Origin of the sequence: Aeromonas sp. L_1B5_3 (genome assembly GCF_963866575.1) — a bacterium.
Taxonomy (GTDB): domain Bacteria; phylum Pseudomonadota; class Gammaproteobacteria; order Enterobacterales; family Aeromonadaceae; genus Aeromonas; species Aeromonas jandaei.
On record NZ_CAWMDN010000098.1, the window covers coordinates 1 to 22,585 of the forward strand.

The window sequence follows — 22,585 nt, forward strand, 5'->3', positions numbered from 1 at the left end:
GGCGTCTGCCCCCTGATGGCCAGCTGCAACCGCTGGGGCAGCAGCAGGTGCTGCTCCAGCGGCTGGCCGAGACAGAGCGCGGGATCGAGCCGCAGCCGGTGGGCCGCCAGCGCGTTGAGGTAGCGCAGCCGCCCTTGCGGGTCCCAGGCCAGCACGCCGTCATCCATGCCATCGAGCAGGGCGTAAAGCTCGCTCAGGTGATGCTGGGACTCCTGCATCAGGGTCTCCATCTGCAGCAGATGGGCCAGCTCGCGCCCGGCGCTGACGGTGAGCGCCAGATCGCCGGCGCTCGCCTCCTCCACCTTGCAGATCAAGGCGATGATGGCGACCTGACGGCCATTGCTGTTGTAGACCGGACTGGCGCAGCTGTGCCAAGGATGGAGGGTCTGGTTGAAGTGCTGGGAGCCGCTGACGCAGAGCGGCACTCCCTCCAGCGCCGCCAGATTGATGGCATTGGTGCCGATGCGCCCCTCGCTGAAAAAGGCGCCGGGGCCAAACCCCAGCGCCGCCAGCTCGCGCAGGGTGTCGGGGTGGCCGGTCTGGGCCAGCAGGCAGCCGCTCTCGTCGGTGAGCAGCAGGGCGCAGGGGCGCCCCTCCATAAATTCGTAGAGATCTTCGAGGGCCATCTCGCCGGTGGTGAGCAGGTCGCGCTTGCGCTGGCGCAGGCTCTGCAAGGTCTGCCCCTTGGCGCTGTGGGGCGGATGCCAGAGGGTAGCACTGGTCTGGTGGGCGCAGCGCAGCCAGGATGCCTGCAGATAGTCGGGCCAGGCGAGCAGCGGCTGAAGGTCAGATGGCATGGTCACAGCAATATCCGGCAAGATGTAAGCCGACCATTTAACCACTCTTGCTTGCCCGATTCAGTGACCTGCCTCAGAGGGTGGCAACCCCGCCCTCCTCCCGGTCGGGTTCGCCGTCGGCAAATTGCTGGCCGAGCCAGTGGCAGAAGGCGCGGCACTCCGGCATCCCATCGCTATCCTGATGCACCAGCAAATTCCACTGCGGCCCCTTGACCCGACGGGTGGAGAGCGGCAACAACTGCCCCTGCTGACGCGCGGGACGGGAGAGCAGTTCGCTCACCAGCGCCACGCCGAGTCCAGCGCTGGCGGCCTCCAGCAGCAGGCCGGGATCGGAAAAGTTGAGTCCCCGGGTCTGCAGGTGCAGATCCTCTCCCCCCCTCAGCGTCCAGTGATGCCAATCCAGTTCCCGCTCGCCGTGCAGGGTGGTGCGCTCCCCCGCGGGTCGGGACAGCACGGTTGCGGTGGCCACCGGCAGCAAGCGATCCGCCAGCAGGTGCTGATGGCGACACTCGGCCTGCGGCCCGAGATCCCAGCGCAGGGCGAGATCAACGGTCTGCTCCGCCATATCGGGCTCTTCATCGCTGGTAAACAGCCAGAGATCGATGTCGGGATGCAGGCGATGAAACTCCCCCAGTCGCGGTAGCAGCCAGTGGCGAGCGATGGCGGTGCTGGTGTTGAGCACCAGCTGGTTCGGTTTGCGGTACTGCTCCAGCCGCTGGATCCCCATCGCCAGCTGCAACAGCACGCTCTGGGTGGTCTCCAGCAGATCCTGCCCCGCATCGGTCAGCACGACCGAGCGCCCCTGCCGGTGAAACAGCGGCTGGCCGAGCAGCTCCTCCAGCGAGCGGATCTGCTGGCTGATGGCGGACTGGGTCAGGTGCAGCTCCTGCGCCGCCTGATGAAAACTGCCGAGTCTGGCTGCCGCCTCAAAGCCCCGCAGCACGTTGAGCGGGGGCCACTGCTTGAACACCATTGATTAGCTCCACTTATCACTTTTACGGAAAATTGATCGTTTGTTCGCCACAACCTGCGGGAATAGTCTATTCCCATCGTCAGCAATCTTAATAGTACCTAATCAGGGTGGTGATATGCGGGAACAGGGAATCATGGCAAAGGGCTGGTTTATGCCCGCCGAATGGTGTCAGCACGCAGCGACCTGGATGGTCTGGCCCCACAACAAGGCGCTGTGGGAGTCAGGTTGGGGCGTCACCCTCGCCGGAGTGCAGCAGGACTTCGCCCGGGTGGTCAATACCATTGTCCGGTTCGAGCCGGTCAAGCTGGTGGTCGACCCTTCCGCGCTGGCCGAAGCGCGCGCGCTCTGTGACCAGCGGGTGACCCTTGTCCCCATTGCGGTGGATGACAGCTGGTGCCGCGACTCCGGCCCCACCTTTATCTGTCACCCGGAACTGGGCAGTGCCGGGGTGAGCTGGCGCTTCAACGCCTGGGGCGGCAAATCGGCCCACCCGCTCGATGAAGGGCTGGCTCGCCGCATCCTCAACAGTCTGGAGCTCGATACCATCGGCAGCTTTCTGGCCAACGAGGGGGGCGCCATCCATGTGGACGGCGAAGGCACCCTGATCACCACCGAATCGGTGCTGCTCAACAGCAATCGCAACCCGGGGATCAGCAAGGGCGAGATCGAGCAAGTCTTCAGTCGCCTGCTCGGCATCGAGAAGACCATCTGGCTGCCAGGGGATCCCGACCATGTCACCGGCGACATGACCGATGGCCATGTGGACGGAGTCTGTGCCTTCAGTCGCCCCGGCCAGCTGCTGGTGGACGCCACCCGCGATACCAGCTCGACCTATGCCCGTATCGTCAGGGAGAACCGCCGCGCCCTGATGCTGGCCACCGATGCCAGAGGGCGCACGTTCGAGCTGCAGGATCTCTACGAGGCCAGCGAGGCCATCGATGCAGAGGCCGAGGTCTTTTGTGCCTCCTACACCAACTTCTACATCGCCAACGGCGCCATCATCATGCCCGCCTATGGCGTGGCCAGCGACCGGGAAGCGGCAGCAGTGCTGCAGCGCGCCTTCCCGCAGCGGGAGGTGGTGCCGGTGCAGATCAACCAGCTGGCACACGGCGGCGGCGGTATCCACTGCATCACCCAGCAACAGCCGGCATGGCCGGTACGAGGATAAGAGGATGGGCAACATCACCGTCGCAACCACCCAGTTTGCCTGCAGCTGGGATCTGCCACGCAATCTCGACATGGCGGAGAGTCTGGTGCGGGAAGCGGCCGCCAAAGGGGCGGGTCTTATCCTGCTGCAAGAGCTGTTTGCCACCCCCTACTTCTGCATCGAGCAGCACCACAGCCATCTGGCGCTGGCCGAGTCGTTCGAACAGAGCCGGGTGCTGCGCCGCTTCTCGGCACTCGCTCGTGAGCTCGGCGTGGTGCTGCCCATCAGCTGGTTCGAACGTGCCGGCAACGCCTTCTTCAATTCGCTGGCACTGGCGGATGCCGACGGCAAGCTGCTGGGGGTCTATCGCAAGACCCATATTCCCAATGCCATCGGCTATCAAGAGAAGGAGTACTTCAGCCCCGGTGATACCGGCTTTCGGGTCTGGGAGTGCGCGGCAGGGCGGATCGGCGTCGGCATCTGCTGGGATCAGTGGTTCCCCGAGGCGGCCCGCAGCATGGCCCTGCAGGGGGCTGAGCTGCTGCTCTATCCCACCGCCATCGGCTCGGAGCCGGGGGCGACCCATCTCGACTCCCGCGATCACTGGCAGCTGACCCAGCGCGGTCATGCCGCCGCCAACATCCTGCCGGTGATAGCCGCCAACCGGATTGGCAACGAGGTGGCTACCACGGATCCCGACCTGCAGATGATGTTCTACGGCTCCTCGTTCATCACCGACCACAAGGGGGCGCTGCTCGCCGAGGCGGACAGAACCACCCCGGGCGTGCTGGTGCAGGAGCTGGATCTCGCGGCCATGGCCGAGGAGCGCATGAGCTGGGGCATCTATCGGGATCGCCGCCCCGAGATGTATGGCACCTTGCAGAGTCTGGATGGCCACCAGAGCCGGATGACGGGCAACCACAGAGGAGTGTTGGCATGACAGGCAGACTATCCCGCACGCTGGCGCTGCTCGCGGCCATGTTGTGCACCGGCACCGCAGCAGCGCTCGACCAGGAGCAACCGGCCGACAAGGTGCTGCGCCTCTACAACTGGGCGGACTATTTCGCCCCCGATACCCTCAGCGCCTTTACCAAAGAGACCGGGATCCGGGTCATCTATGACGTCATGGACAGCAGCGAAACCCTCGAAGCCAAGCTGATGGCCGGTCACAGCGGTTATGACCTGATCTTCCCCGGCGACACGGTAGCGGAGCGGCTGATGCGTGCCGGCAGCCTGCAACCGCTCGACAAGAGCAAGTTGCAGCATCTGGCCGATATCGAGCCGGGTTTGCAGCGGATCCAGCAAGCCTATCCCCATTCACGGGATGCGGTGGTGCCCTACACCTGGGGCACCATAGGGCTCACCTACAACGCAGGGATGATCACACAGAGGATGGCGGATGCCCCGACTGACAGTCTCGACATGCTGTTCAAGCCGGAGCTGGCGGCCAAGTTTGCCGACTGCGGCATCTCCATCATCGACTCCCCCGACGAGGTGCTGGCGGTAGTGCTCCACTATCTGGGACGTGAACCCCGCAGTGGCAAAGCGGCGGATCTGGATGCGGCCCTGGCCCTGCTCAAGGGGATCAAACCCTATATCCGCAAATTCCAGTCCCAGCCGGCTACCCAGCTGGTCAACGGCGACATATGCCTCTCCCTCGGATACAGCGGCGACATGACCCAAGCGCGTCGCAGCGCCGCCGAGGCTGGCAAGAAGGATCAATTCGAGTACCGTTTGCCCAAGGAAGGGAGCACTATCTGGATGGATACCATGGCGATCCCGGCGGATGCCGCCCATCCTGAATACGCCTACGCCTTTATCAATTTTGTGATGCGCCCGGCCAACATGGCGGCCATCAGCAACAGCACCGGTTATCCCACTGCCAGTGCCAAAGCAAAATCCATGGTTGATGCGGCCATGACCGGCAACCCGGATATCTATCTGGATGACGCCACCTATCAGCGGCTCATCCCGGGCCAGGATATCGCGCAATCCGCCATGCGAGCGCGCATGCGGGCCTGGACTCGCTTCAAGAGCAGCCTATGAATCATAAGGAGTTTTTCATGCCATCCCGACGCAACGTATTGAAACAGCTGGCGGCCATCGGTGCGCTGGCCGGGCTCGGCAACCTGCCCGGCAAAGCCTTCGCGGCCGATGGCGCTAACCCGGAAGAGAGCGCATTGGCGAGCGCCAACACGCCCTTTCATATGCCGGAAGAGTCGACGTTCCAGACCCGGGTCTGGGTCGCCTTTGCCGCCAGCCCGGCCATCTGGGGCCGAGATTACAAGGAGGTGCAGGCGACCATCGGCCGGCTGGTGCAGGCCATGGTGCCCTATACCCAGGTCAACGTGCTCTGCCGCGAAGCCGAACAGGCACTGGCCCGCCAACTCTGTGGCGAGCAGAACACCCGCTTTATCGTCGCCGAGCTGGACGATATCTGGCTGCGCGATACCGGTGGCGTCTTCGTCCAGAACGGCGAAGGGGAGCTGGGGCTGGTGGATTTCAACTTCAACGGCTGGGGCGACAAGCAGGAGCACGAACAGGATGCGGGCGTAGCCGAGCTGGTCAGCAAGCAGGCGGATGCTCACTATCTGCAAAGCAAGCTGACTGGCGAGGGGGGCGGCATCGAGGTGGATGGCAACGGCACCGCCATCATGACCGAGAGCTGCTGGCTCAACAGCAATCGCAATCCGGGGGTGAGCAAGGCGCAACTGGAGGCGGAGCTGAAAGCCAATCTGGGGCTGCGTAAAATCATCTGGCTGCCGGGCATCAAGGGCAAGGACATCACAGATGCCCACGTCGACTTCTACGCCCGCTTTGTCCGCCCCGGGGTGGTGGTGGTCAATCTGGACAACGACCCGGAATCCCACGACTACGAGGTGACCCGCCAGCATATGGCCATCCTCAGGCAGGCCACCGATGCGGACGGCAACAAGCTGGAGCTGCATGTGCTGCCGCCCCCGCTCGATGGGCGGGACAACCGCTTTAGCCGCAGCCGCGACTTTGCCGCCGGTTATATCAACTATCTGCCTATCAATGGCGCGGTGATCGCCCCCGAGTTTGGCGACAAGGCCGCCGATAGCTACTGCCACGAGCTGCTGACCCGCCTCTACCCCGGTCGCGAAATCGTGCAGATCAATATTGATCCGGTCGCCGCCGGTGGCGGCGGTATTCACTGCATCACCCTCCACCAGCCAGCCTGACCCTCTCCTACCCACTGATAACCCGGGGCGTTGCCACGCTCCGGGTTATTTATCCATGCCCATTTTTGTTCAGCCACCGTTCCGTATCTTGGCCAGCGATGTCATATGGCGTGTCACCTTGATCACGCTCCCGAGTTATTCAAGAGGCTGAGGCTGGGTGGTGCTTTCAATTGCCGCTCTGGGGGTGTATTTTTGCTCAGGAGTAAACAGAGCCAAAGATGATGCTAAGTGAATAGGTTCAGCTCCAGAGTCAGACCGAGAATATGATGATTTTAAATGAATTTTCGTAGCGGTCATACGAGTGCCTTGGTATTTTATGGAAGGGATAATATGAGGTTGTTAGTACCACCTTTCCTTTAATTACCACCATTTGGGATCGCAAGGTAATGAGCATGGATGAATATTCCAAGATCGAGCAGTGTATTGTAGCGAGTGATGTTGGCTCTGGTCGAGATGGGATCGGAATAGAGATTTATTCTGGTGGCGACATGCTTCTGGAAATTTTTCGAGATGACACTAAAAAGACCAGAGAGGTGACCTTTTATAAAAAGGAGCTCGATCTTGAGCTTGTCGAGCAAGCAATTAAACAGTTCAAAAATAAAATCCCGTGGGAGTTTCAGGAATAAAATAGGCTTACCGGTTGCCAATTTATATTGGTCACTAAAATGTCATTTACTCATTATTATTAAGCGACTTTTTAATCGGAAATATAAACTGGAAAAGCATGTGGAGTTTGCCTAGCTCAATATGTGCTATTATTGGGAGGCTGAATATCGAGACCGAAATCCAAGCCTGTAGGTACGGTGGCTAGTATATTTAAACCTAATCATTAGCAGCCATTGCAACGGCCATGGTGGGCCGCATTCTGATCTAAAACATTGCCGTCACAATTACGGAAGTGAGTCATGGGAATAGAACTACATATTACACACGCCAATCATTTGGCCGAAAACAAAGGGTATGAAATTGGAGCAGAAGAATGGCGTATTTATGTTAACACTGACCCAGAACTCCAGTTCTTCCCCGAGAATGGCGACTACTTCGTCCGCTTGAATGGACAGTCAAAATACGAAGACCTATGGCTTAACTGGTTTGGAGGAAACATTTCGACTAAGTGGCCAGATACCGCGTTGTATCGGAAGATGCTCCAGATTGCGCAGCATCTGAACGCCAAAATTCAGGACGGAGATGGTAATCTATTTATCTCTGAGGACGATTGGGAGTTTGATCCAACCGTCCCGCTATCAAGAAGTCCTTTTCTTGGTGGAAAAGAATACTCGGCAAGTAACGCCCAACTAATCATTAAAGCGGGACACGCCTACTGCGCGCCCCTTAATTTAACATTAGGGAACAAATGAAACGTCTAATCCCCCTACTTCTGTGGCTATTCTCGTTGAGCCAAAATGTAAATGGAGCGGAAAAGCCAGAGGCTTTAGTGAAATCCTTCCAAGCCGATTATTTTTCATGGAATAACTACGCCATAAGAATAGATTCTAATCACGAACCAATTAAATCTATGGAACTAATAGAGAAGTCATATAAAAAGCTACTAATAAAATATACTCTCCCAGAGTTCAAAGGGGAACCGGTTGCGTATGGTTCAGAGCCGTCTCATGATCCACATAATGAAAGAATCATATTGACACAGCTAAATGGCAACAGTGCTACAATTCGCACTGAGCTGCTTCAACCTTACTACACGCCTGTTTATGAATACCATTTAATTAATAAGGATGGTCGCTGGTACCTGACTCAGGTTTATTTGATTGACAGCGATGGTCAGTATCCCTGTCTTTAGAAAAACCTAACTAGCCCGTAGGTTCGATTAGCCGTCAGGCGTAATCGGACGTTCGCGTAAATCCATTTCCCCACTATAACGGCCACCCGATTCCCCCTCTGCCAAATGCCGCTGATTCACGGAAATACCGGAACGGCGGCATCTCGATCCTCCAATCAAGCTTCGCTAATCAAACCGGCATAGGCGGTAACACGGGGGGCATATGGGTTGGCACAAATCGGCCATTGCCTGTGGCTGATCTGTAACGGGCCAAATCGTGGCGCAGGGGCTGGATAGACATCGGTATAAGCAAAAATTGGGGCATTTAACACAAACCCATAGATTCAATTTATACCGCTTGCCCAGTCTGCTTTACCGCCATAAGTCACCCGTATTCCCCTCTGACGGGTCACCGCTGACTTATGGATAGAACCGGGACAGCGGCATCTCGATCGTCCGATTACGCTTCGCTAATCGAACCTACATGAGACGGTCATATGTGGGATATGGAGGTTGGCGAGGATCAACCAATCTGACTCGATCGCCATAAACCACAATCACCACAAACAAAAGAGCCGCCCAGTTCACACCGGGCGGCTCTTTGCATCATAGATGGAGACTGAATCGTCTTTTTACTGACTCGTCACTCGGCCTTGGGCGCTTCCACCGCCGCGGCCGCCGGTTGGTCATCTTCCTTGATCCAGGCATCCAGCAGGGTGTAGCCCACCGCCAGCACCACCGGGCCGATAAAGAGGCCGATGATCCCCATCGCCAGCAAGCCGCCGATAACCCCCACCAGAATGAGGATGAGCGGCAGATTGGCGCCGCGTTTGATGAGGAAGGGGCGCAGGAAGTTGTCCATGGTGCCCGCAAACAGTGACCAGACCAGCAGGAAGGTGCCCCAGGTGGTGTCGCCACTCCAGTAGAGGTAGCCGATACAGGCCAGCAGCACCGGGAAGGGGCCGATCTGGGCGACGATCAGCAGGAACATCACCACCACCAGCACCATGGCGTAGGGGATACCGGCAATCAGCAGGCCAACACCGGCCACCGAGGATTGCACCAGCGCGGTCACCACCACGCCCATGGCCACGGCACGGATCGCCTGAGAGGCCAGCACGGTGGCGTTGTCGCCCCGTTGCCCGGCCAGACGGTGGGCAAAGCGGCGAATGCCGGTCGCCACCACTTCACCGGAGTGGTAGAGCAGGCCGCAGATACCGACAGTCAGCAGGAAGTGAACGAACAGCAGCCCCAGATTGCCCGCCTGAGCGGCAAGCCAGCGGGCGGTCTGACCAAAGTAGGGTGCCAGCTTGGCAAACAGCACCTGACCACCGCTCGCCAGAATTTGCTGCCAGAAGCCGTAGAGCTTGTCGCCTACCAGCGGGATCTGTTGCAGCCAGAGCAGCTCCGGCGGCGGCGACTGGCTGATGTTGGTGCCCAGCTCGATCAGCATGGGCGCCTTCTCCGCCACATTGGCCAGCGTCATAAAGAGCGGGATGACGAACATCAGCAGCAGCACCAGCGTCATAAAGAGGGCCGCCAGCGACCGCTTGCCCCACAGCACCCGCTGCACCATCAGCATCAACGGCCAGGTGGCGATGGTGATCATGGTGGCCCACACCAGCGCGGGCAGGAAGGGCTGCAGCACCAGGAAACAGGAGATAATCAGGATGCTGAGAAACAGCACCCCCAGGGTTATCTTGGCCAAATCCACTTTTTTCATGTTCATAGGGTTTCCCTGTCAGGGCATCCGCCCCTGGGTCGAGAGTCTTGTTTCAAGAGAGATAGTATCCACCAGGGGCCAGCGCTCAACCAGAGCCCCAGCCCGAAAAAGAGCACAAACTGACCAAGCAGGATAGTGAGCGAACTACTGGTCAACAGCGGCAATGCCCACGCGCCCGCCACCATCAACAGCATGCCCGCCAGCACCACGGCGCCGGTCAGCCACGGGCAATAACCGTCGCGCACCAGCGTGACCCGCCCCCCGAGCCAGAGGCCCAGCGCCGCCAGCCCGATCCCGGCCAGATGGGCCGACTGGCTCAGGCCAGCGCAAACCAGTGCGGCAGCGATCAGCAAGCCCCAAGCGGATAAACGCTGATCCAGCCGCCAGTATGGGCGAACCGCCAGCAGCAAGGCGCCAATCAGCAGGCCAACCGCCACATCGGAGATAAAGTGCACCCCGAGCCAGACCCGCGCCAGACCGGTGGTGAGGGCCAGCAGCAGCGCCAGCAAATAGGCCAGCCCGCGCCGGGCAGGCCAGAGCCAGCCAAGCAGCGCGCCCCAGAACAGCAGGGCCGAGGCGGTGTGACCGCTCGGCATGCCAAAGCCCTGGGCGCTGTGAGTCGCCAGTTCAGGTTGCAGATGGAAGGGGCGCGGCCAGCCGATCCCCTCCTTGCTCGCCTGCACCAGCAGCCCGAGCCAGAGCATGGCAAAGAGCAGCTGACGCAGCCGTGGCCACCCCAGCAGCGGGAGCAGCAAAGGTATCAGGGCAAGCTGAAAGCCGCCTGAACCAAACAGATTGCTGACCGACAGCCACCAGACATCGGCCCCCAGCCACTGTTGCAGGCGCATCATCAGCGGGATCTCGGCCTGATGCAGCGCATTGCCCTGCGCCACGAAATCGGCCTGCCAGCGCACCTCGCTCTCGGGCAGCTCACCAAGCCGGGCTTGCAGCCAGTCGAGCTGCTCCGGGAAGCGGCGCTGCGCGCGGGGCAGCTTGTCTACCGCGATCAAGCGGGCGTTGAGGATCTCCCCGCCCAGATTGGGGGCCTTCAGCAGCGAGACAAAATCGGAATCTTGCTGGGCGACGATAGGCTCAAGAGTGCGGCAGGCAAAGACCTGCGCTTTCTGCCAGCGGCCAAGATCCGCGACGATTTCGCCGCGCAGACCGGTCTCTTCATACAGCTCGCGTAGCGCCGCCTGTTCGGGGCGCTCGTCGCCATCTATGTAGCCGCCGCTCAGGCTGTAGCGGGAGGAGATGCGATCCTGCACCAGCAGCAGTTGATCCTGATGGCGGATGGCGCAGACTGCCGCCGTCGGTTCGGCGCTCAGGGCTGGCAGAGCGGTAAACAGTGTCAGCAACAGTAAAAAGAGGGTTCTCGACATCAATTTGCTTTCCCTATGCACAATGGCGACAAGCCTCCCAGAAATCAGATAGTTGGGCAATGCTGGCAGCCTGTTCAGCGCTGATCCGGCCATGATGGCCGCACCGGGAAGATTGCGATGAGCGAGGGCACTCCCTACTATTGGCGGCTATCTTCAATGTCATGCAGCAACCGCTGGAGCCCTCCATGAGACAGTTCGGCTTTTTCCTCGGCATCGCCATCGGTGTCATCCTGATCCTGTTCGGCAGCATCGTCATCTTTCAGGCCCTGCCTGCGGCACTGGACGTGCTGGAGATGCCAAGCCGCATCCCGTTCGTGCGCGAGGTCTACACCTGGCTGATGACCAGCGCCAACGGCCTCACCGCCCAGCTGGAGCAGAACTTCCTGGAAGCGTTCCAGACCGTGCTCAAGCTGATCCTACTCATCACCTTCATGTGGGTCTGCGTCAAGCTGGTCAACATGGGGGTGCTGATTATCCGTGCCGGGGTTGACCTGATTCGCACCGCCATCGCCCACAGCGAAGGCAAGGAGGAGAAGAAAGTCGAACCGCAGGATCGCTTCTGATCACCGAGCTGACCGGTCAATTGCACTGAACGATGGCGCCCCGCGAGGGGCGACATCTTTTATGCAACATATGGCAGGCAATCTACCCCTTACGGCCAGATCCCCCGCTTTTCCCTTGTTAATCAGCAAACTGCCCATATGTTGCGTGGTCAGGACAGCAGCGGGGCACGCCTTCGCTGCCGGCCGGTTTCTATCCAGCGGCCCGCCTCTGGTATAATCGACCACCCCTTTTCCCCGTTATGGAGCCGGTTCATGGCCAATCATCCGGAAAGCGCCCTTGAGGTTCGTCTCGACAAGTGGTTGTGGGCGGCCCGTTTCTACAAGACCCGCTCGCTGGCGCGGGATCAGATTGACGGCGGCAAGGTGCACTACAATGGTCAGCGCAGCAAACCGGGCAAACAGGTGGAAGTGGGTGCGCTGATCCGCTTCTGGCAGGGGCAGGATGAGCGGGAAGTGCGGGTGCTGGCCATCAGCGATCAGCGCAAATCGGCACCGCTCGCCCAGCAGCTCTATGAAGAGACCGCCGAAAGCCTGAAACAGCGGGCCGAAAACAGCGAAGCGCGCCGCTTCAACAGCCAGTTTGCGCCGAGCCCGGAGCGTCGCCCCGACAAGCAGGAGCGGCGCCAGCTGCTCAAGGTCAAACAGTACTGACCGACCCCGATTTGATACCGGGCTGGCCTCAACCCCAGCCCGCCCGATTTACCTCACCGAAGAACCCAGGAACATATGATGAGCAACCAAGATCTGCTGTATCGCTATCTGTTTGAAGAGTACGAAGTACGTGGCGAGCTGGTCCAGCTGGATCACACCTACCGCCATGTGGTGGAAGCCCAGAACTACCCGGTGCAGGTGCAAAAACTGCTGGGCGAGCTGCTGGTCGCCACCAGCCTGCTGACCGCCACCCTCAAGTTTGAAGGTTCCATCACCGTTCAGCTGCAGGGCGATGGCCCGGTGCGTCTGGCCGTCATCAATGGTGACCACAACCAGCAGCTGCGTGGCGTGGCCCGCTTTGAAGGCGAACTGCCGAGCGATGGCAAACTGCAGAGCCTGATCGGCAACGGCCAGCTGGTCATCACCATCACCCCGGATCAGGGCGAACGCTATCAGGGCATCATCGCGCTGGACGCCGACACCCTGGCTGGCTGTCTGGAGCACTACTTTGCCCAGTCCGAGCAGCTGGCGACCAAGCTGTGGATCCGCACCGGTTACCACGAGGGCGAACCGCGCGCTGCCGGCATCATGCTGCAGGAGCTGCCCGCCCAGAGCGAGGATCACAGCAACGACTTCGAGCACCTGACCCAGCTCACCAGCACCATCAAGGATGAAGAGCTGTTTGGTCTGGAAGCGGAAGAGATCCTCTACCGTCTCTACCATCAGGACAAGGTGCGGGTGTTCGATCCGCAGGCGGTCGAGTTCCGCTGCACCTGCTCCCGTGAGCGCTGCGAAGGGGCCCTGCTGCAGATAGAAAAGGAAGAGGTGATGGATATGGTGCAGGAGCTCGGCAAGATCGACATGCACTGTGATTATTGCGGCGCCCAGTACCAATTTAATGGGATCGATGTCGAAACCCTGTTCAGCAGGGCTCCCGGCAATGATGCAAACAAGTTACACTAATTAAAGGCGGGCAAAACCCGCCTTTAACTTTAATAACAAAAAAACACCCTATTTTATAAAGTTTGATGGCGATCGCTAAACTCTACCACCTAAGTGATAGGATGAACGTCAGATAGAACCCTACAAACCTCTGAACCCAGGAGAATACAATGACAATCGTGGCAGAACCCACCCTGGCCCAACAATTAGGACTGGACCAGTACGGCATCAAAAACAGCCAGGAAATCGTTCGCAACCCCTCGTACGAGCAGCTTTTCGCGGAAGAGACTCGCCCTGACCTGGAAGGGTTCGAGCGCGGCGTCGTCACCGAACTGGGCGCCGTCAACGTCAACACCGGTATCTTCACCGGCCGCTCTCCGAAAGATAAATATATCGTCAAAGATGCCACTACCCAGGATACTGTGTGGTGGTCTGACCAGGGTAAAAACGATAACAAAGCGATTACCCCCGAAGTGTGGTCACATCTGAAAGGGCTGGTCACCAAACAGCTCTCCGGCAAGCGCCTGTTTGTGGTCGACGGCTTCTGCGGCGCCAACCCGGACACCCGTCTGGCCGTGCGCATCATCACCGAGGTGGCCTGGCAGGCACACTTCGTGAAAAACATGTTCATCCGCCCGAGCGATGAAGAACTGAAAACCTTCAAGCCTGACTTCGTGGTGATGAACGGTGCCAAGTGCACCAACCCGAACTGGAAGGAGCAGGGTCTCAACTCCGAGAACTTCGTTGCCTTCAACATGACCGAGAAGATGCAGCTCATCGGTGGCACTTGGTACGGTGGCGAGATGAAGAAGGGCATGTTCTCCATGATGAACTACTTCCTGCCCCTGCGCGGCATTGCCTCCATGCACTGCTCCGCCAACGTGGGTCAGGACGGCGACGTAGCCATCTTCTTCGGCCTCTCCGGCACCGGCAAGACCACTCTCTCCACCGATCCGAAGCGTCAGCTGATCGGCGATGACGAGCACGGCTGGGATGACCACGGCGTGTTCAACTTCGAAGGTGGCTGCTACGCCAAGACCATCAAGCTCTCCGAAGAGGCCGAGCCGGATATCTACCACGCCATCCGCCGCGATGCGCTGCTGGAGAACGTGACCGTTGCTGCCGATGGCACCATCGACTTTGATGATGGCTCCCGTACCGAGAACACCCGCGTCTCCTACCCCATCTATCACATCGAGAACATCGTCAAGCCGGTCTCCAAGGCAGGTCACGCCACCAAGGTGATCTTCCTGACTGCCGACGCCTTCGGCGTGCTGCCCCCGGTCTCCAAGCTGACCAAGGAGCAGACCAAGTACCACTTCCTCTCTGGCTTCACCGCCAAACTGGCTGGTACCGAGCGCGGCATCACCGAGCCGACTCCGACCTTCTCCTCCTGCTTCGGCGCAGCCTTCCTCTCCCTGCACCCGACCAAGTACGGTCAGGAGCTGGTGAAACGGATGGAAGCGGCAGGTGCAGAGGCCTATCTGGTCAACACCGGCTGGAACGGTACCGGCAAGCGCATCTCCATCAAGGATACCCGCGCCATCATCGACGCCATCCTGGATGGCTCCATCGAGAAGGCCGAGACCAAGGTGCTGCCGATCTTCAATCTGGAAGTGCCGACTGCACTGCATGACGTGAACCCGGCCATCCTCGACCCGCGCGACACTTACGCCAACAAGGCCGAGTGGGATGCCAAGGCGCAGGATCTGGCCCAGCGCTTCATCAAGAACTTCGAGCGCTTCACCGATAACGACGAGGGCAAACGTCTGGTAGCGGCAGGTCCGCAGCTGTAACAGACCCCTTCGCATCAACGAGATGATGCCGGTCAGCCACGCTGACCGGCATTTTTGTTTTTATGGAGTTCCGAACGCCGCCAGCCATGCCGCGGCGAGCCCCTAAACCTTGCCATGCCGGGTGTGACGGGGTAGATTCAGCCAAACTTTATACAATATACAATTTTGTAACGCCCAATCGTGACCCGACCATGACCCCACCCTACAAGACCCGAACCCAGATGGTGATGGAAAACCTCCGCGGCCGGATCCTCCGTGGGGAGTTCCCCGCCGGCGCCCCTCTGCGCCAGGATGCCATCGCCAAGGAGCTGGCAGTGAGCCGCATTCCAGTGCGGGAAGCCCTGATGCAACTGGAAGCACAGGGGCTGGTGAAATTCGAGGCCCATCGCGGCGCCGTCGTCACCATGCTGGACGCCGCAGCCATCGACGAGCTCTTTTATTTGCGAGCGCTGCTGGAAGCCGATACCCTGTTCCACGCCGTCGACAAGATGACGGAAGCCACCTTCGCCAAGGCGGAGGCCATCCTCGCCCAGTTTGATCACGCCCTGGAGTCAGGCACCCAGATCGAACACTGGGCCGAGTTGAACCACAGCTTTCACGCCACCCTCTATCAGGCAGCCGGTCGCCCCCAGGCACTTGAACTGATCGCCCAGATCAATCTGAGCTGTGACCGCTATGTCCGCTTCGAGCTGCTCTTTGCCACCGATGGCGTGGACAAGGCTGAGCGTGAACACGCCCAACTGCTGGAGCTGTGCCGCGCCCGGCGCAAGCACGAGGCAGTGGTGCTGCTCAGGCAGCATATCGAGGCAGCAGGCCAGTCGATCAAGCGGATCCTGGCTGGCGGCCACAAGAAATGAACACTCATAAAGCAACCATCTGGCACTAACGACATGAATAATTTCGAGATAATTGAAACCCGCGTCGCCCAAGTCAGGGCCGAGCTGGCCATGCAGGAGTTGGACGCCTTTATCGTCCCCCATGATGATGAGCACCTCGGCGAGTACATCCCCGCCTACGCCGAGCGGCTGGACTGGATCACCGGGTTCAATGGCTCCGCCGGCGTCGCCATCATCATGGCCCAGCGTGCCGCCCTCTTCGTCGATGGTCGCTACACGGTGCAGGCCCGCATGCAGGCGCCGTCCGAGCTGTTCGAATTTCTCCATCTGGTTGAAGATCCCCATGTCCAGTGGCTGGCCGAGCAGCTGCCCTCCGGCACCCGGGTCGGTTTCGACGCCCGTCTGCACAGCCTGACCTGGTACAAGAACGCCAAGGCCGTGCTGGCCGAGCGCGGCATCGAGCTGGTGCGGGTCGAGCAGAACCCCATCGACCTGAACTGGAGCGATCGTCCCGAGCCGACCAAGACGCCGGTCATCCTCTACAGCGAAGAGCTGGCGGGCCAGTCGAGCCAGGCCAAGCGCGAACAGCTGGCCGCCGATCTGCGCAAGCGCGGCCTCGATGCCGTGCTGCTGACCCAGGCCGAGCCCATCAACTGGCTGCTCAACCTGCGTGGCCGCGATATCGAGCGGCTGCCGGTGGTGCTCGGTTTTGCCGTGCTCTACGCCAACACCACCATGGATTTCTTCGTCGATACCGACAAGATCGACTGCTTCGCCTTCAGCCAGCACGTGGGGCAGGATGTCTCCGTCTACCCCATCGACAAGCTGGGCGACGTGCTGCAGCGCATCGGTGAAGATCAACAGAAGGTGCTGGCCGATCCGGACAGCGCCAACGCCTGGACCCAGCTCATCATGGAAGAGGCGGGCGCCATTCTGGTGGCTGGCCAAGACCCGACCATGCTGCCGAAGGCATGCAAGAACGAGGTCGAGCTGACCGGCATGCGCGCCGCTCATCTGCGCGACGGCGTGGCCATGACCCGCTTCCTCGCCTGGCTGGATCGGCTGATCGCCTCCGGCGAGTTTGAAGGGGTGGATGAAGGCACTCTGGCCGATCAGGTGGAAGCGTTCCGCCGCGAGCAGGAGCACTACGTCGAGCCGAGCTTCGATACTATTTCTGCGCTCGGCCCCAACGCCGCCATGTGCCACTACCACCACACCAACGGCACCCCGCGTGCGTTTGGTCAGGACAGCCTCTACCTGCTCGATTCCGGTGGCCAGTATATGGATGGCACCACCGACATCACCCGCACCATCAAGGTGGGTGAGGTGACCGACGAGCAGAAAGCGATGTTTACCCGGGTGCTGCAGGGTCATATCGCGCTGGATCAGGCCCGCTTCCCGCGCGGCACCGCTGGGATCCAGCTCGACGTGCTGGCCCGTATGCCGCTGTGGCAAGCCGGTTACAACTACGATCACGGCACCGGTCACGGCGTCGGCCACTTCCTGAGCGTCCACGAAGGGCCCCAGCGCATCGCCCCGAAAGGGAACATGGTGGCGCTGCAACCGGGCATGGTGCTCTCCAACGAGCCGGGCTACTACCGCGAAGATGGTTTTGGCATCCGCTGCGAAAACCTGGTGGTGGTGAGCGAGCTGGAGCAGATCGGCGAGCTGCCGATGCTGGGCTTCGAGCGCCTGACCTATGTACCGTTCGATACCCGCCTGATCGACCGCAGCCTGCTGAGCCCGGCCGAATTCCGCTGGATCAACGAATACCACGCCGAAGTGTTCCGCCGCCTGAGCCCGCTGCTCGAGGGCGAGGATCTCGCCTGGCTGGAGCAGGCAACCAGCCTCATCTGATGACACAGGGCCTGTGGGCCCTGTTTTTTTGCCCCCCCTTTTGACCTGTATCAACACCCTGCCCGGGCTGGTCAGGAAAATGGCGACCATGAAAATTCATCAAGCCAACCCAGCAAGGGGCGCGCACGCCAGCACCGGCAAAGCGGCGACTCTTCACCCCAGACTGGTGCGCGAGCAGCGGACAGTCAGTGCCATGATCCGCCTCTACTGCCAGCACCATCATCAGGATCCCCACTGCCGTCACTGTCGCAAGCTGCGGGATTTCGCCCACCAGCGGCTCACCCGCTGCCGTTACGGCCACGGTCACAAGCCCACCTGCGCCAACTGCAACATCCACTGCTACGCACCTGCGATGCGCAAACAGATCCAGCAGGTGATGCGCTGGAGTGGCCCCCGCATGCTGCTGCGCCACCCCTGGCTGGCCATCCGTCATCTGCTCGATGGCTGGCGCAAGGCCCCCAAACTGCCCCACAGCCGCCCGCTTCCCCCCTGAACGCTCATGCAGGATTCAGAAATCAATCGCTAAGATCTTGCTGTCTGGCGCAGAGCCCTTGTCTGCCCTGAACAGTGGAGAAACAAGATGAGCTGGTTTACCCGTTTTCGTGAGCGTCGGGCCCTGCGCCGCTATCTGGCGATGTCGGCGATCCTGGCCAAAGAGTATGGCGCCTGCGAGCAATACAGCGCAGGACAGTTGCTGACCCAGGCCAGGATCCATAAACTGCCGACCCGCTGGCTTGGTTACTACTTCGCGCTCTATCGCCACGAAAGCGCGCCCGAACTGGTTAGCGGCTGGCAACTCGACGATGTGCGGCTGCTCGCCCTGCGCCAGTCGCTCGCCGAGAGCCTGTTTCACCACGACATTGCCTATACCGCTCTGGATGTCCGCGAGCTGGCCCGCCCCGCCCAATGGCGCGGTGGCAGCGATCGCAAGGTACAGACCCAGGGCATCACCTTTCGCCAATATTGACCAGAGACGCCTTGATGCACCACAACCCGCCCCTGCTGCGCCCCGCGACCCATACCGACATGCACGCCATCTGGCAGATCGATGCCAAGGTCTTTGGCGAAGATGTCTATCCCGCCTTCTTCTTCCGTCAGGCGATGGATTTGTGGCCCGAGCTGCTGCTGGTAGCCGAGTACGAGGGGCATCTGGTGGGCTATGTGCTGGGTGGTTTCGGTCAGGAGCGAGCCAAAGGGTGGGTACTCTCGCTGGCGGTGCTGCCCGAGGCGCGTGGTTTCGGTCTGGCCGAGCGGATGATGCGTCAGATGGAGACCAACATGGAAGGGCTGCAGATCAGCGAATTGCAGCTCACGGTCGATCCCGCCAACCCGGCCCAGCGCCTCTACTACCGGCTCGGTTATCAGCTGGTCGAAGAGGTGGCCGACTACTTCGGCCCCGGCGAGGATCGGCTGGTGCTGGTCAAAAAGCTCACTGATACAGCTGCGATTCAAGGATAAAAGCGGTTACAGAACGCATAATTGGTTACATTTTGCCGATTTCATGTCCCGCTTGCTTGGAGTAAAGTTCAATTCATCGAACTGATTGTTTGAATTCTATTCAGCCTTGGAGGCCTATCATGTTGAAACGAATGACCATTATTGCCCTGCTGGCCGCCACCACCATCACTGGTTGCGCCAATAGCGATGTCTACTCTGGCGATGTCTACACCAAAGACCGCGCCAAGCAGGTTCAAACCGTCAGCTACGGCACCATCATCTCTACCCGCCCGGTCAAGATTCAGGCCGATGAGAACTCCCTGATGGGTACCATCGGCGGCGCCGTGGTCGGCGGTCTGCTGGGCAGCACCGTCGGTGGTGGTACCGGTCGCGATCTCGCAGCCGCTGGCGGCGCCATCGCCGGTGCCGCAGCCGGTAACGCCATCGGCAACAAGATGAATCAGGTCGACGGCGTCGAACTGGAGATCAAGAAAGAGAACGGCGAAGCCATCGTAGTGGTGCAGAAAGCCAGCCCCACCTTCACCCCGGGTGCCCGTGTCCGCATGACCCAGGGTAACGGCAGCATCAACGTGGCTGTCGTGAATTAAGAGTGCGAACTAAGAGTGCGAACTAAAAGCGCCACCGCGCTTGCACCATAAAAAAACCGCCGGAACCGGCGGTTTTTTGTTGTCTGACGTTCGGGATTACATGCTGTAGGCCTTCTCGCCGTGCGTGGTCACATCCAGCCCTTCCCGCTCGGCATCGCCGTTCACTCGCAGACCCACCACCAGGTCAACCAGCTTGAAGGAGATCGCCGCCACGGCACCGGACCAGAGGATGGTCACGCCAACCCCGATGGCCTGGATCTTCACTTGTCCAAGGATGGAGTAACCCTCGGCCACCTGATTGGTGACATAGTCCCACACCCCGGTACCGCCCAGATCCGGGCTGGCAAAGACGCCGGTCAGCAGGGCGCCAAGAATGCCGCACACCCCGTGCACGCCAAACACGTCCAGACTGTCGTCCGCACCCAGCAGGCGCTTGAGACCGTGGACACCCCACAGACCCGCCACGCCACTGATAAGGCCCATCACCAGACCACCACCGACGCCGACCAGACCGGCCGCCGGAGTGATCACCACCAGACCGGAGACGGCACCGGAAGCGGCACCCAGCAGGGAGGGGCGTCCCTTCATCACCCACTCGGCCAGCGTCCATGACAGGGCTGCCGCAGCCGGAGCGACCCAGGTGTTGATAAAGGCCAGCGCCGCAACACCGTTGGCTTCCAGCGCGGAGCCGGCGTTGAAACCGAACCAACCGAACCAGAGCAGGGAGGCGCCGATCATGGTCATGGTCAGACTGTGGGGCGTCATGGGATCACGACCGTAGCCCAGACGTTTGCCAACCAGATAGGCACCCACCAGACCCGCCACGGCGGCGTTGATATGCACCACGGTGCCGCCCGCGAAGTCCAGCGCACCATGCTGGAACAGATAACCAGCGGTGGCGGTTGCAGCGGCAGCAGCATCGGCGCTGGTGTAGGCATCAGGCCCCGCCCAGTACCACACCATATGGGCCAGCGGAATGTAGGCAAAGGTGAACCAGATGACCGAGAAGAGCAGCACGGCGGCAAACTTGATGCGCTCGGCAAAGGCGCCGACGATCAGGCCGCAGGTGATGGCGGCAAAGGCCCCCTGAAACACCACATAGATGAACTCGCTGATACCGACCCCCTTGCTGAAGGTGGCCGCGATGGAGTCAGGAGTGACCCCCTTGAGCAGCACCTTGCTGAAGGAGCCGAACACGCTGTTACCCTCGGTAAAGGCGAGCGAGTAGCCGTAGATGACCCAGAGCACGCAGATGAGACAGAACAGGGTAAACACCTGCATCAGCACGCTCAGCATGTTTTTGGCGCGCACCAGCCCGCCGTAGAAGAGCGCCAGACCGGGGATCGACATCAGGATCACCAGTGCAGCCGAGAGCAGCATCCAGGTGTTGTCACCCTTGTTGATCGTCACGCTGGCAACCGGTGCCACCGCAGCCTGAACCTGAGAGACCTCATCGGCCCAAGTTGGGGTCACCAGCAACGCCGTCAGTATCGGCAGACCCGCCATCATCCATTTTTTGACCATAGAGCACTCTCCTTCCCTGTCGTACCGGTATAAACCGGCTCCGTTTCCTTGATTGAACTTGTGGCCACTGCTCGCGAGCCTCGATTCGCCGGGTGCAGCTGGCCAGAAATGACCGCCTGATGGTAAAAAGCATAAAGTGGGCCAAAAGTTAAAACTCATTTAAATCATAAGATTAGATATAAACAAACTCCTTTTTGCACCAAAATGGCGCGTGCGTTGCGCTAAGCCACGGCCGGTCGCCCTGTGACAGGGCAGGCGGTCTCCCTCGCACCAGAAATGCACAAAATCAGGCGCAACCCCACAGGCTGGAGTGATGATCATCGCGCCCGGCCAGCTCGCCGTTTACACTGGCTGAACGCCATGCCGCCACAAACGGCACGACAGATTCATGATGAGGGCCATTTTCGACACTCTGATGGCAGGCCCAATCCGAGGAACACCATGCAGTCCGATCGTCTCGACCTCAGCGTCACCCGCTATCGTCACTTTGACGCAGAACACCGCGCCCATAGCGCCCTGCTGGGGATACTGGTGCTGACCATCATCTCCACCCATCTCACCCTGCTGCCCCACTACCCCGCCGAGCGGATCCATGTCAGCAGCCTGGGGTTCGAGCTGGTCAACTGGCTCACCATGATCTTTCTGTTCTGGGTGGTGCAGTGCGCCCATCTGCCGGCCAAAACCTATCGCCTGCTCTCCTGTGGCCTGACGCTGTGGATCCTGGGGGCGACCGCCGACATCATGGACGAGCTGGTCGCCCAGCCGCTCTGGATCGCCATCTACGCCGAGGATCTGCTGCGATCCAGCGGTATCCTGCTGAGCAGCATCGGTATCCTGAGCACCATGCATCACCTCTTTCATATCAATAGCCAGCTCAGACAACAGGCACTGTTTGACGATCTGACCCGACTGCCAAACCGGCGCTACTTTCATCAGCAGCTGTTTTTGGGAGAGGGGGAGTATCAGGTGCTGCTCCTGCTCGACCTCGATCACTTCAAATGGATCAACGACAACTTCGGCCACGACATGGGGGACAAGGTGTTGCAGCAGTTTGGTGCCCTGCTGCAACAACACTGTCCGGCCGGAGGGCTGGCAGCCCGCGTTGGCGGTGAGGAGTTCGCAATCCTGCTGCCCGACGCCAACCAGACGAAACTGGAGCCACTGGCAGCGACCCTGCTGGCGGCAACCCGCACCATAGCCCCCGACCCAGCCCATCCTCTGACAGTCAGCATAGGGTTCGGCATTCGCGGGCCGCAGGAGCCGGCGGTCTCGCTGTTCAAGCGGGTGGATCAGGCGCTCTACAGCGCCAAGGAGGCAGGCAGAGACCGCTATGTGTCGGCGATCCCTGCCAATAACGGAGAGTGAACCC

General features: G+C 60.2%; 23 protein-coding genes. 18 read left to right on the forward strand and 5 right to left on the reverse strand.

Going from position 1 to position 22,585, the window contains the following annotated elements:
• Positions 1-797 (reverse strand): GAF domain-containing protein (locus AACR93_RS06995; protein WP_043850291.1); only part of this gene is annotated, 797 nt, incomplete at its 3' end.
• A 73-nt stretch (positions 798-870) separates the two neighbouring features.
• The gene (locus AACR93_RS07000; protein WP_043850271.1) at positions 871-1,770 is read right to left on the reverse strand and encodes a LysR family transcriptional regulator; all 900 of its coding nucleotides are present in this window, start codon (positions 1,768-1,770) and stop codon (positions 871-873) included.
• 133 nt (positions 1,771-1,903) lie between these two features.
• Here AACR93_RS07000 and AACR93_RS07005 point away from each other — a divergent pair, with 133 nt between their 5' ends.
• From AACR93_RS07005 to AACR93_RS07035, 7 genes are all read left to right on the forward strand, one after another.
• A complete protein-coding gene (locus AACR93_RS07005) occupies positions 1,904-2,938 on the forward strand; it encodes an agmatine deiminase family protein (protein WP_231556904.1) in 1,035 nt (344 codons plus the stop codon).
• Between the two features lie 4 nt (positions 2,939-2,942).
• Entirely contained in the window at positions 2,943-3,857 is a 915-nt protein-coding gene (aguB, locus tag AACR93_RS07010) for an N-carbamoylputrescine amidase (protein WP_043850273.1), read from the forward strand.
• Positions 3,854-4,963, forward strand: a complete 1,110-nt coding sequence (locus AACR93_RS07015) for an extracellular solute-binding protein (RefSeq protein ID WP_197077936.1) — start codon at positions 3,854-3,856, stop codon at positions 4,961-4,963. The genes aguB and AACR93_RS07015 overlap by 4 nt, the downstream gene beginning before the upstream one ends.
• A 17-nt stretch (positions 4,964-4,980) precedes the next feature.
• Positions 4,981-6,120 carry an agmatine deiminase family protein gene (locus tag AACR93_RS07020; protein WP_043850293.1) on the forward strand — a complete coding sequence of 380 codons (1,140 nt, stop codon included), beginning with the start codon at positions 4,981-4,983 and terminating at the stop codon, positions 6,118-6,120.
• Between the two features lie 392 nt (positions 6,121-6,512).
• Positions 6,513-6,746, forward strand: a complete 234-nt coding sequence (locus AACR93_RS07025; RefSeq protein ID WP_043850274.1) for a hypothetical protein — start codon at positions 6,513-6,515, stop codon at positions 6,744-6,746.
• A 279-nt stretch (positions 6,747-7,025) separates the two neighbouring features.
• A complete protein-coding gene (locus AACR93_RS07030) occupies positions 7,026-7,478 on the forward strand; it encodes a hypothetical protein (RefSeq protein WP_197077937.1) in 453 nt (150 codons plus the stop codon).
• Complete coding sequence (locus AACR93_RS07035) at positions 7,475-7,918, forward strand: hypothetical protein (protein WP_197077938.1); 444 nt, start codon at positions 7,475-7,477, stop codon at positions 7,916-7,918. Before AACR93_RS07030 ends, AACR93_RS07035 begins: the two co-directional genes overlap by 4 nt.
• A gap of 622 nt (positions 7,919-8,540) precedes the next feature.
• Here AACR93_RS07035 and ydiK read toward each other — a convergent pair.
• Positions 8,541-9,626 carry an AI-2E family transporter YdiK gene (ydiK, locus tag AACR93_RS07040; RefSeq protein ID WP_043850275.1) on the reverse strand — a complete coding sequence of 362 codons (1,086 nt, stop codon included), beginning with the start codon at positions 9,624-9,626 and terminating at the stop codon, positions 8,541-8,543.
• Positions 9,623-11,002, reverse strand: a complete 1,380-nt coding sequence (locus AACR93_RS07045) for a phosphatase PAP2 family protein (RefSeq protein ID WP_043850276.1) — start codon at positions 11,000-11,002, stop codon at positions 9,623-9,625. Before AACR93_RS07045 ends, ydiK begins: the two co-directional genes overlap by 4 nt.
• A 185-nt stretch (positions 11,003-11,187) precedes the next feature.
• Between AACR93_RS07045 and AACR93_RS07050 the strand changes: the two genes are divergently transcribed.
• The 10 genes from AACR93_RS07050 to AACR93_RS07095 all read left to right on the forward strand — a co-directional run bounded on the left by AACR93_RS07050 (position 11,188) and on the right by AACR93_RS07095 (position 19,692).
• On the forward strand, positions 11,188-11,565 hold the full coding sequence (locus tag AACR93_RS07050) for a hypothetical protein (protein ID WP_033113750.1): 378 nt from the start codon (positions 11,188-11,190) through the stop codon (positions 11,563-11,565).
• A 252-nt stretch (positions 11,566-11,817) separates the two neighbouring features.
• Complete coding sequence (gene hslR / locus AACR93_RS07055; protein ID WP_043850277.1) at positions 11,818-12,216, forward strand: ribosome-associated heat shock protein Hsp15; 399 nt, start codon at positions 11,818-11,820, stop codon at positions 12,214-12,216.
• A 78-nt stretch (positions 12,217-12,294) separates the two neighbouring features.
• Entirely contained in the window at positions 12,295-13,179 is an 885-nt protein-coding gene (gene hslO / locus AACR93_RS07060) for an Hsp33 family molecular chaperone HslO (protein WP_043850278.1), read from the forward strand.
• A 149-nt stretch (positions 13,180-13,328) separates the two neighbouring features.
• Positions 13,329-14,954 carry a phosphoenolpyruvate carboxykinase (ATP) gene (gene pckA / locus AACR93_RS07065; protein ID WP_041209673.1) on the forward strand — a complete coding sequence of 542 codons (1,626 nt, stop codon included), beginning with the start codon at positions 13,329-13,331 and terminating at the stop codon, positions 14,952-14,954.
• Positions 14,955-15,145: 191 nt separating this feature from the next.
• Positions 15,146-15,811: a GntR family transcriptional regulator gene (locus AACR93_RS07070; protein WP_042032204.1), complete on the forward strand. Its 666-nt coding sequence runs from the start codon at positions 15,146-15,148 to the stop codon at positions 15,809-15,811.
• 33 nt (positions 15,812-15,844) lie between these two features.
• The gene (locus AACR93_RS07075; RefSeq protein WP_043850279.1) at positions 15,845-17,647 is read left to right on the forward strand and encodes an aminopeptidase P family protein; all 1,803 of its coding nucleotides are present in this window, start codon (positions 15,845-15,847) and stop codon (positions 17,645-17,647) included.
• Between the two features lie 88 nt (positions 17,648-17,735).
• Entirely contained in the window at positions 17,736-18,140 is a 405-nt protein-coding gene (locus tag AACR93_RS07080; protein WP_041209671.1) for a nitrous oxide-stimulated promoter family protein, read from the forward strand.
• Positions 18,141-18,227: 87 nt separating this feature from the next.
• Positions 18,228-18,614, forward strand: a complete 387-nt coding sequence (locus AACR93_RS07085; protein ID WP_043850280.1) for a DUF6559 family protein — start codon at positions 18,228-18,230, stop codon at positions 18,612-18,614.
• A 14-nt stretch (positions 18,615-18,628) separates the two neighbouring features.
• Positions 18,629-19,105: a GNAT family N-acetyltransferase gene (locus tag AACR93_RS07090; RefSeq protein WP_043850281.1), complete on the forward strand. Its 477-nt coding sequence runs from the start codon at positions 18,629-18,631 to the stop codon at positions 19,103-19,105.
• A gap of 119 nt (positions 19,106-19,224) precedes the next feature.
• Positions 19,225-19,692, forward strand: a complete 468-nt coding sequence (locus AACR93_RS07095; RefSeq protein ID WP_041209669.1) for an outer membrane lipoprotein — start codon at positions 19,225-19,227, stop codon at positions 19,690-19,692.
• Positions 19,693-19,788: 96 nt separating this feature from the next.
• Here the strand turns inward: AACR93_RS07095 and amt are convergent, their stop codons facing one another.
• On the reverse strand, positions 19,789-21,216 hold the full coding sequence (gene amt, locus AACR93_RS07100) for an ammonium transporter (RefSeq protein ID WP_043850282.1): 1,428 nt from the start codon (positions 21,214-21,216) through the stop codon (positions 19,789-19,791).
• Between the two features lie 441 nt (positions 21,217-21,657).
• Here amt and AACR93_RS07105 point away from each other — a divergent pair, with 441 nt between their 5' ends.
• The gene (locus AACR93_RS07105; RefSeq protein ID WP_043850283.1) at positions 21,658-22,581 is read left to right on the forward strand and encodes a GGDEF domain-containing protein; all 924 of its coding nucleotides are present in this window, start codon (positions 21,658-21,660) and stop codon (positions 22,579-22,581) included.
• The last annotated feature ends 4 nt before the right edge of the window (positions 22,582-22,585 follow it).

Coding starts and splice junctions, on each gene's coding strand:
- pckA (WP_041209673.1), top strand. CDS start 13,329: ATGACAATCGTGGCAGAACCCACCCTGGCCCAACAATTAGGACTGGAC.
- AACR93_RS07050 (WP_033113750.1), top strand. CDS start 11,188: ATGAGACAGTTCGGCTTTTTCCTCGGCATCGCCATCGGTGTCATCCTG.
- AACR93_RS07090 (WP_043850281.1), top strand. CDS start 18,629: ATGCACCACAACCCGCCCCTGCTGCGCCCCGCGACCCATACCGACATG.
- AACR93_RS07030 (WP_197077937.1), top strand. CDS start 7,026: ATGGGAATAGAACTACATATTACACACGCCAATCATTTGGCCGAAAAC.
- AACR93_RS07105 (WP_043850283.1), top strand. CDS start 21,658: ATGCAGTCCGATCGTCTCGACCTCAGCGTCACCCGCTATCGTCACTTT.
- hslR (WP_043850277.1), top strand. CDS start 11,818: ATGGCCAATCATCCGGAAAGCGCCCTTGAGGTTCGTCTCGACAAGTGG.
- ydiK (WP_043850275.1), bottom strand. CDS start 9,626: ATGAACATGAAAAAAGTGGATTTGGCCAAGATAACCCTGGGGGTGCTG.
- AACR93_RS07070 (WP_042032204.1), top strand. CDS start 15,146: ATGACCCCACCCTACAAGACCCGAACCCAGATGGTGATGGAAAACCTC.
- hslO (WP_043850278.1), top strand. CDS start 12,295: ATGAGCAACCAAGATCTGCTGTATCGCTATCTGTTTGAAGAGTACGAA.
- AACR93_RS07080 (WP_041209671.1), top strand. CDS start 17,736: ATGAAAATTCATCAAGCCAACCCAGCAAGGGGCGCGCACGCCAGCACC.
- AACR93_RS07085 (WP_043850280.1), top strand. CDS start 18,228: ATGAGCTGGTTTACCCGTTTTCGTGAGCGTCGGGCCCTGCGCCGCTAT.
- AACR93_RS07015 (WP_197077936.1), top strand. CDS start 3,854: ATGACAGGCAGACTATCCCGCACGCTGGCGCTGCTCGCGGCCATGTTG.
- AACR93_RS07045 (WP_043850276.1), bottom strand. CDS start 11,002: ATGTCGAGAACCCTCTTTTTACTGTTGCTGACACTGTTTACCGCTCTG.
- aguB (WP_043850273.1), top strand. CDS start 2,943: ATGGGCAACATCACCGTCGCAACCACCCAGTTTGCCTGCAGCTGGGAT.
- AACR93_RS07020 (WP_043850293.1), top strand. CDS start 4,981: ATGCCATCCCGACGCAACGTATTGAAACAGCTGGCGGCCATCGGTGCG.
- AACR93_RS07005 (WP_231556904.1), top strand. CDS start 1,904: ATGGCAAAGGGCTGGTTTATGCCCGCCGAATGGTGTCAGCACGCAGCG.
- AACR93_RS07035 (WP_197077938.1), top strand. CDS start 7,475: ATGAAACGTCTAATCCCCCTACTTCTGTGGCTATTCTCGTTGAGCCAA.
- AACR93_RS07095 (WP_041209669.1), top strand. CDS start 19,225: ATGTTGAAACGAATGACCATTATTGCCCTGCTGGCCGCCACCACCATC.
- AACR93_RS07075 (WP_043850279.1), top strand. CDS start 15,845: ATGAATAATTTCGAGATAATTGAAACCCGCGTCGCCCAAGTCAGGGCC.
- AACR93_RS07000 (WP_043850271.1), bottom strand. CDS start 1,770: ATGGTGTTCAAGCAGTGGCCCCCGCTCAACGTGCTGCGGGGCTTTGAG.
- amt (WP_043850282.1), bottom strand. CDS start 21,216: ATGGTCAAAAAATGGATGATGGCGGGTCTGCCGATACTGACGGCGTTG.
- AACR93_RS07025 (WP_043850274.1), top strand. CDS start 6,513: ATGGATGAATATTCCAAGATCGAGCAGTGTATTGTAGCGAGTGATGTT.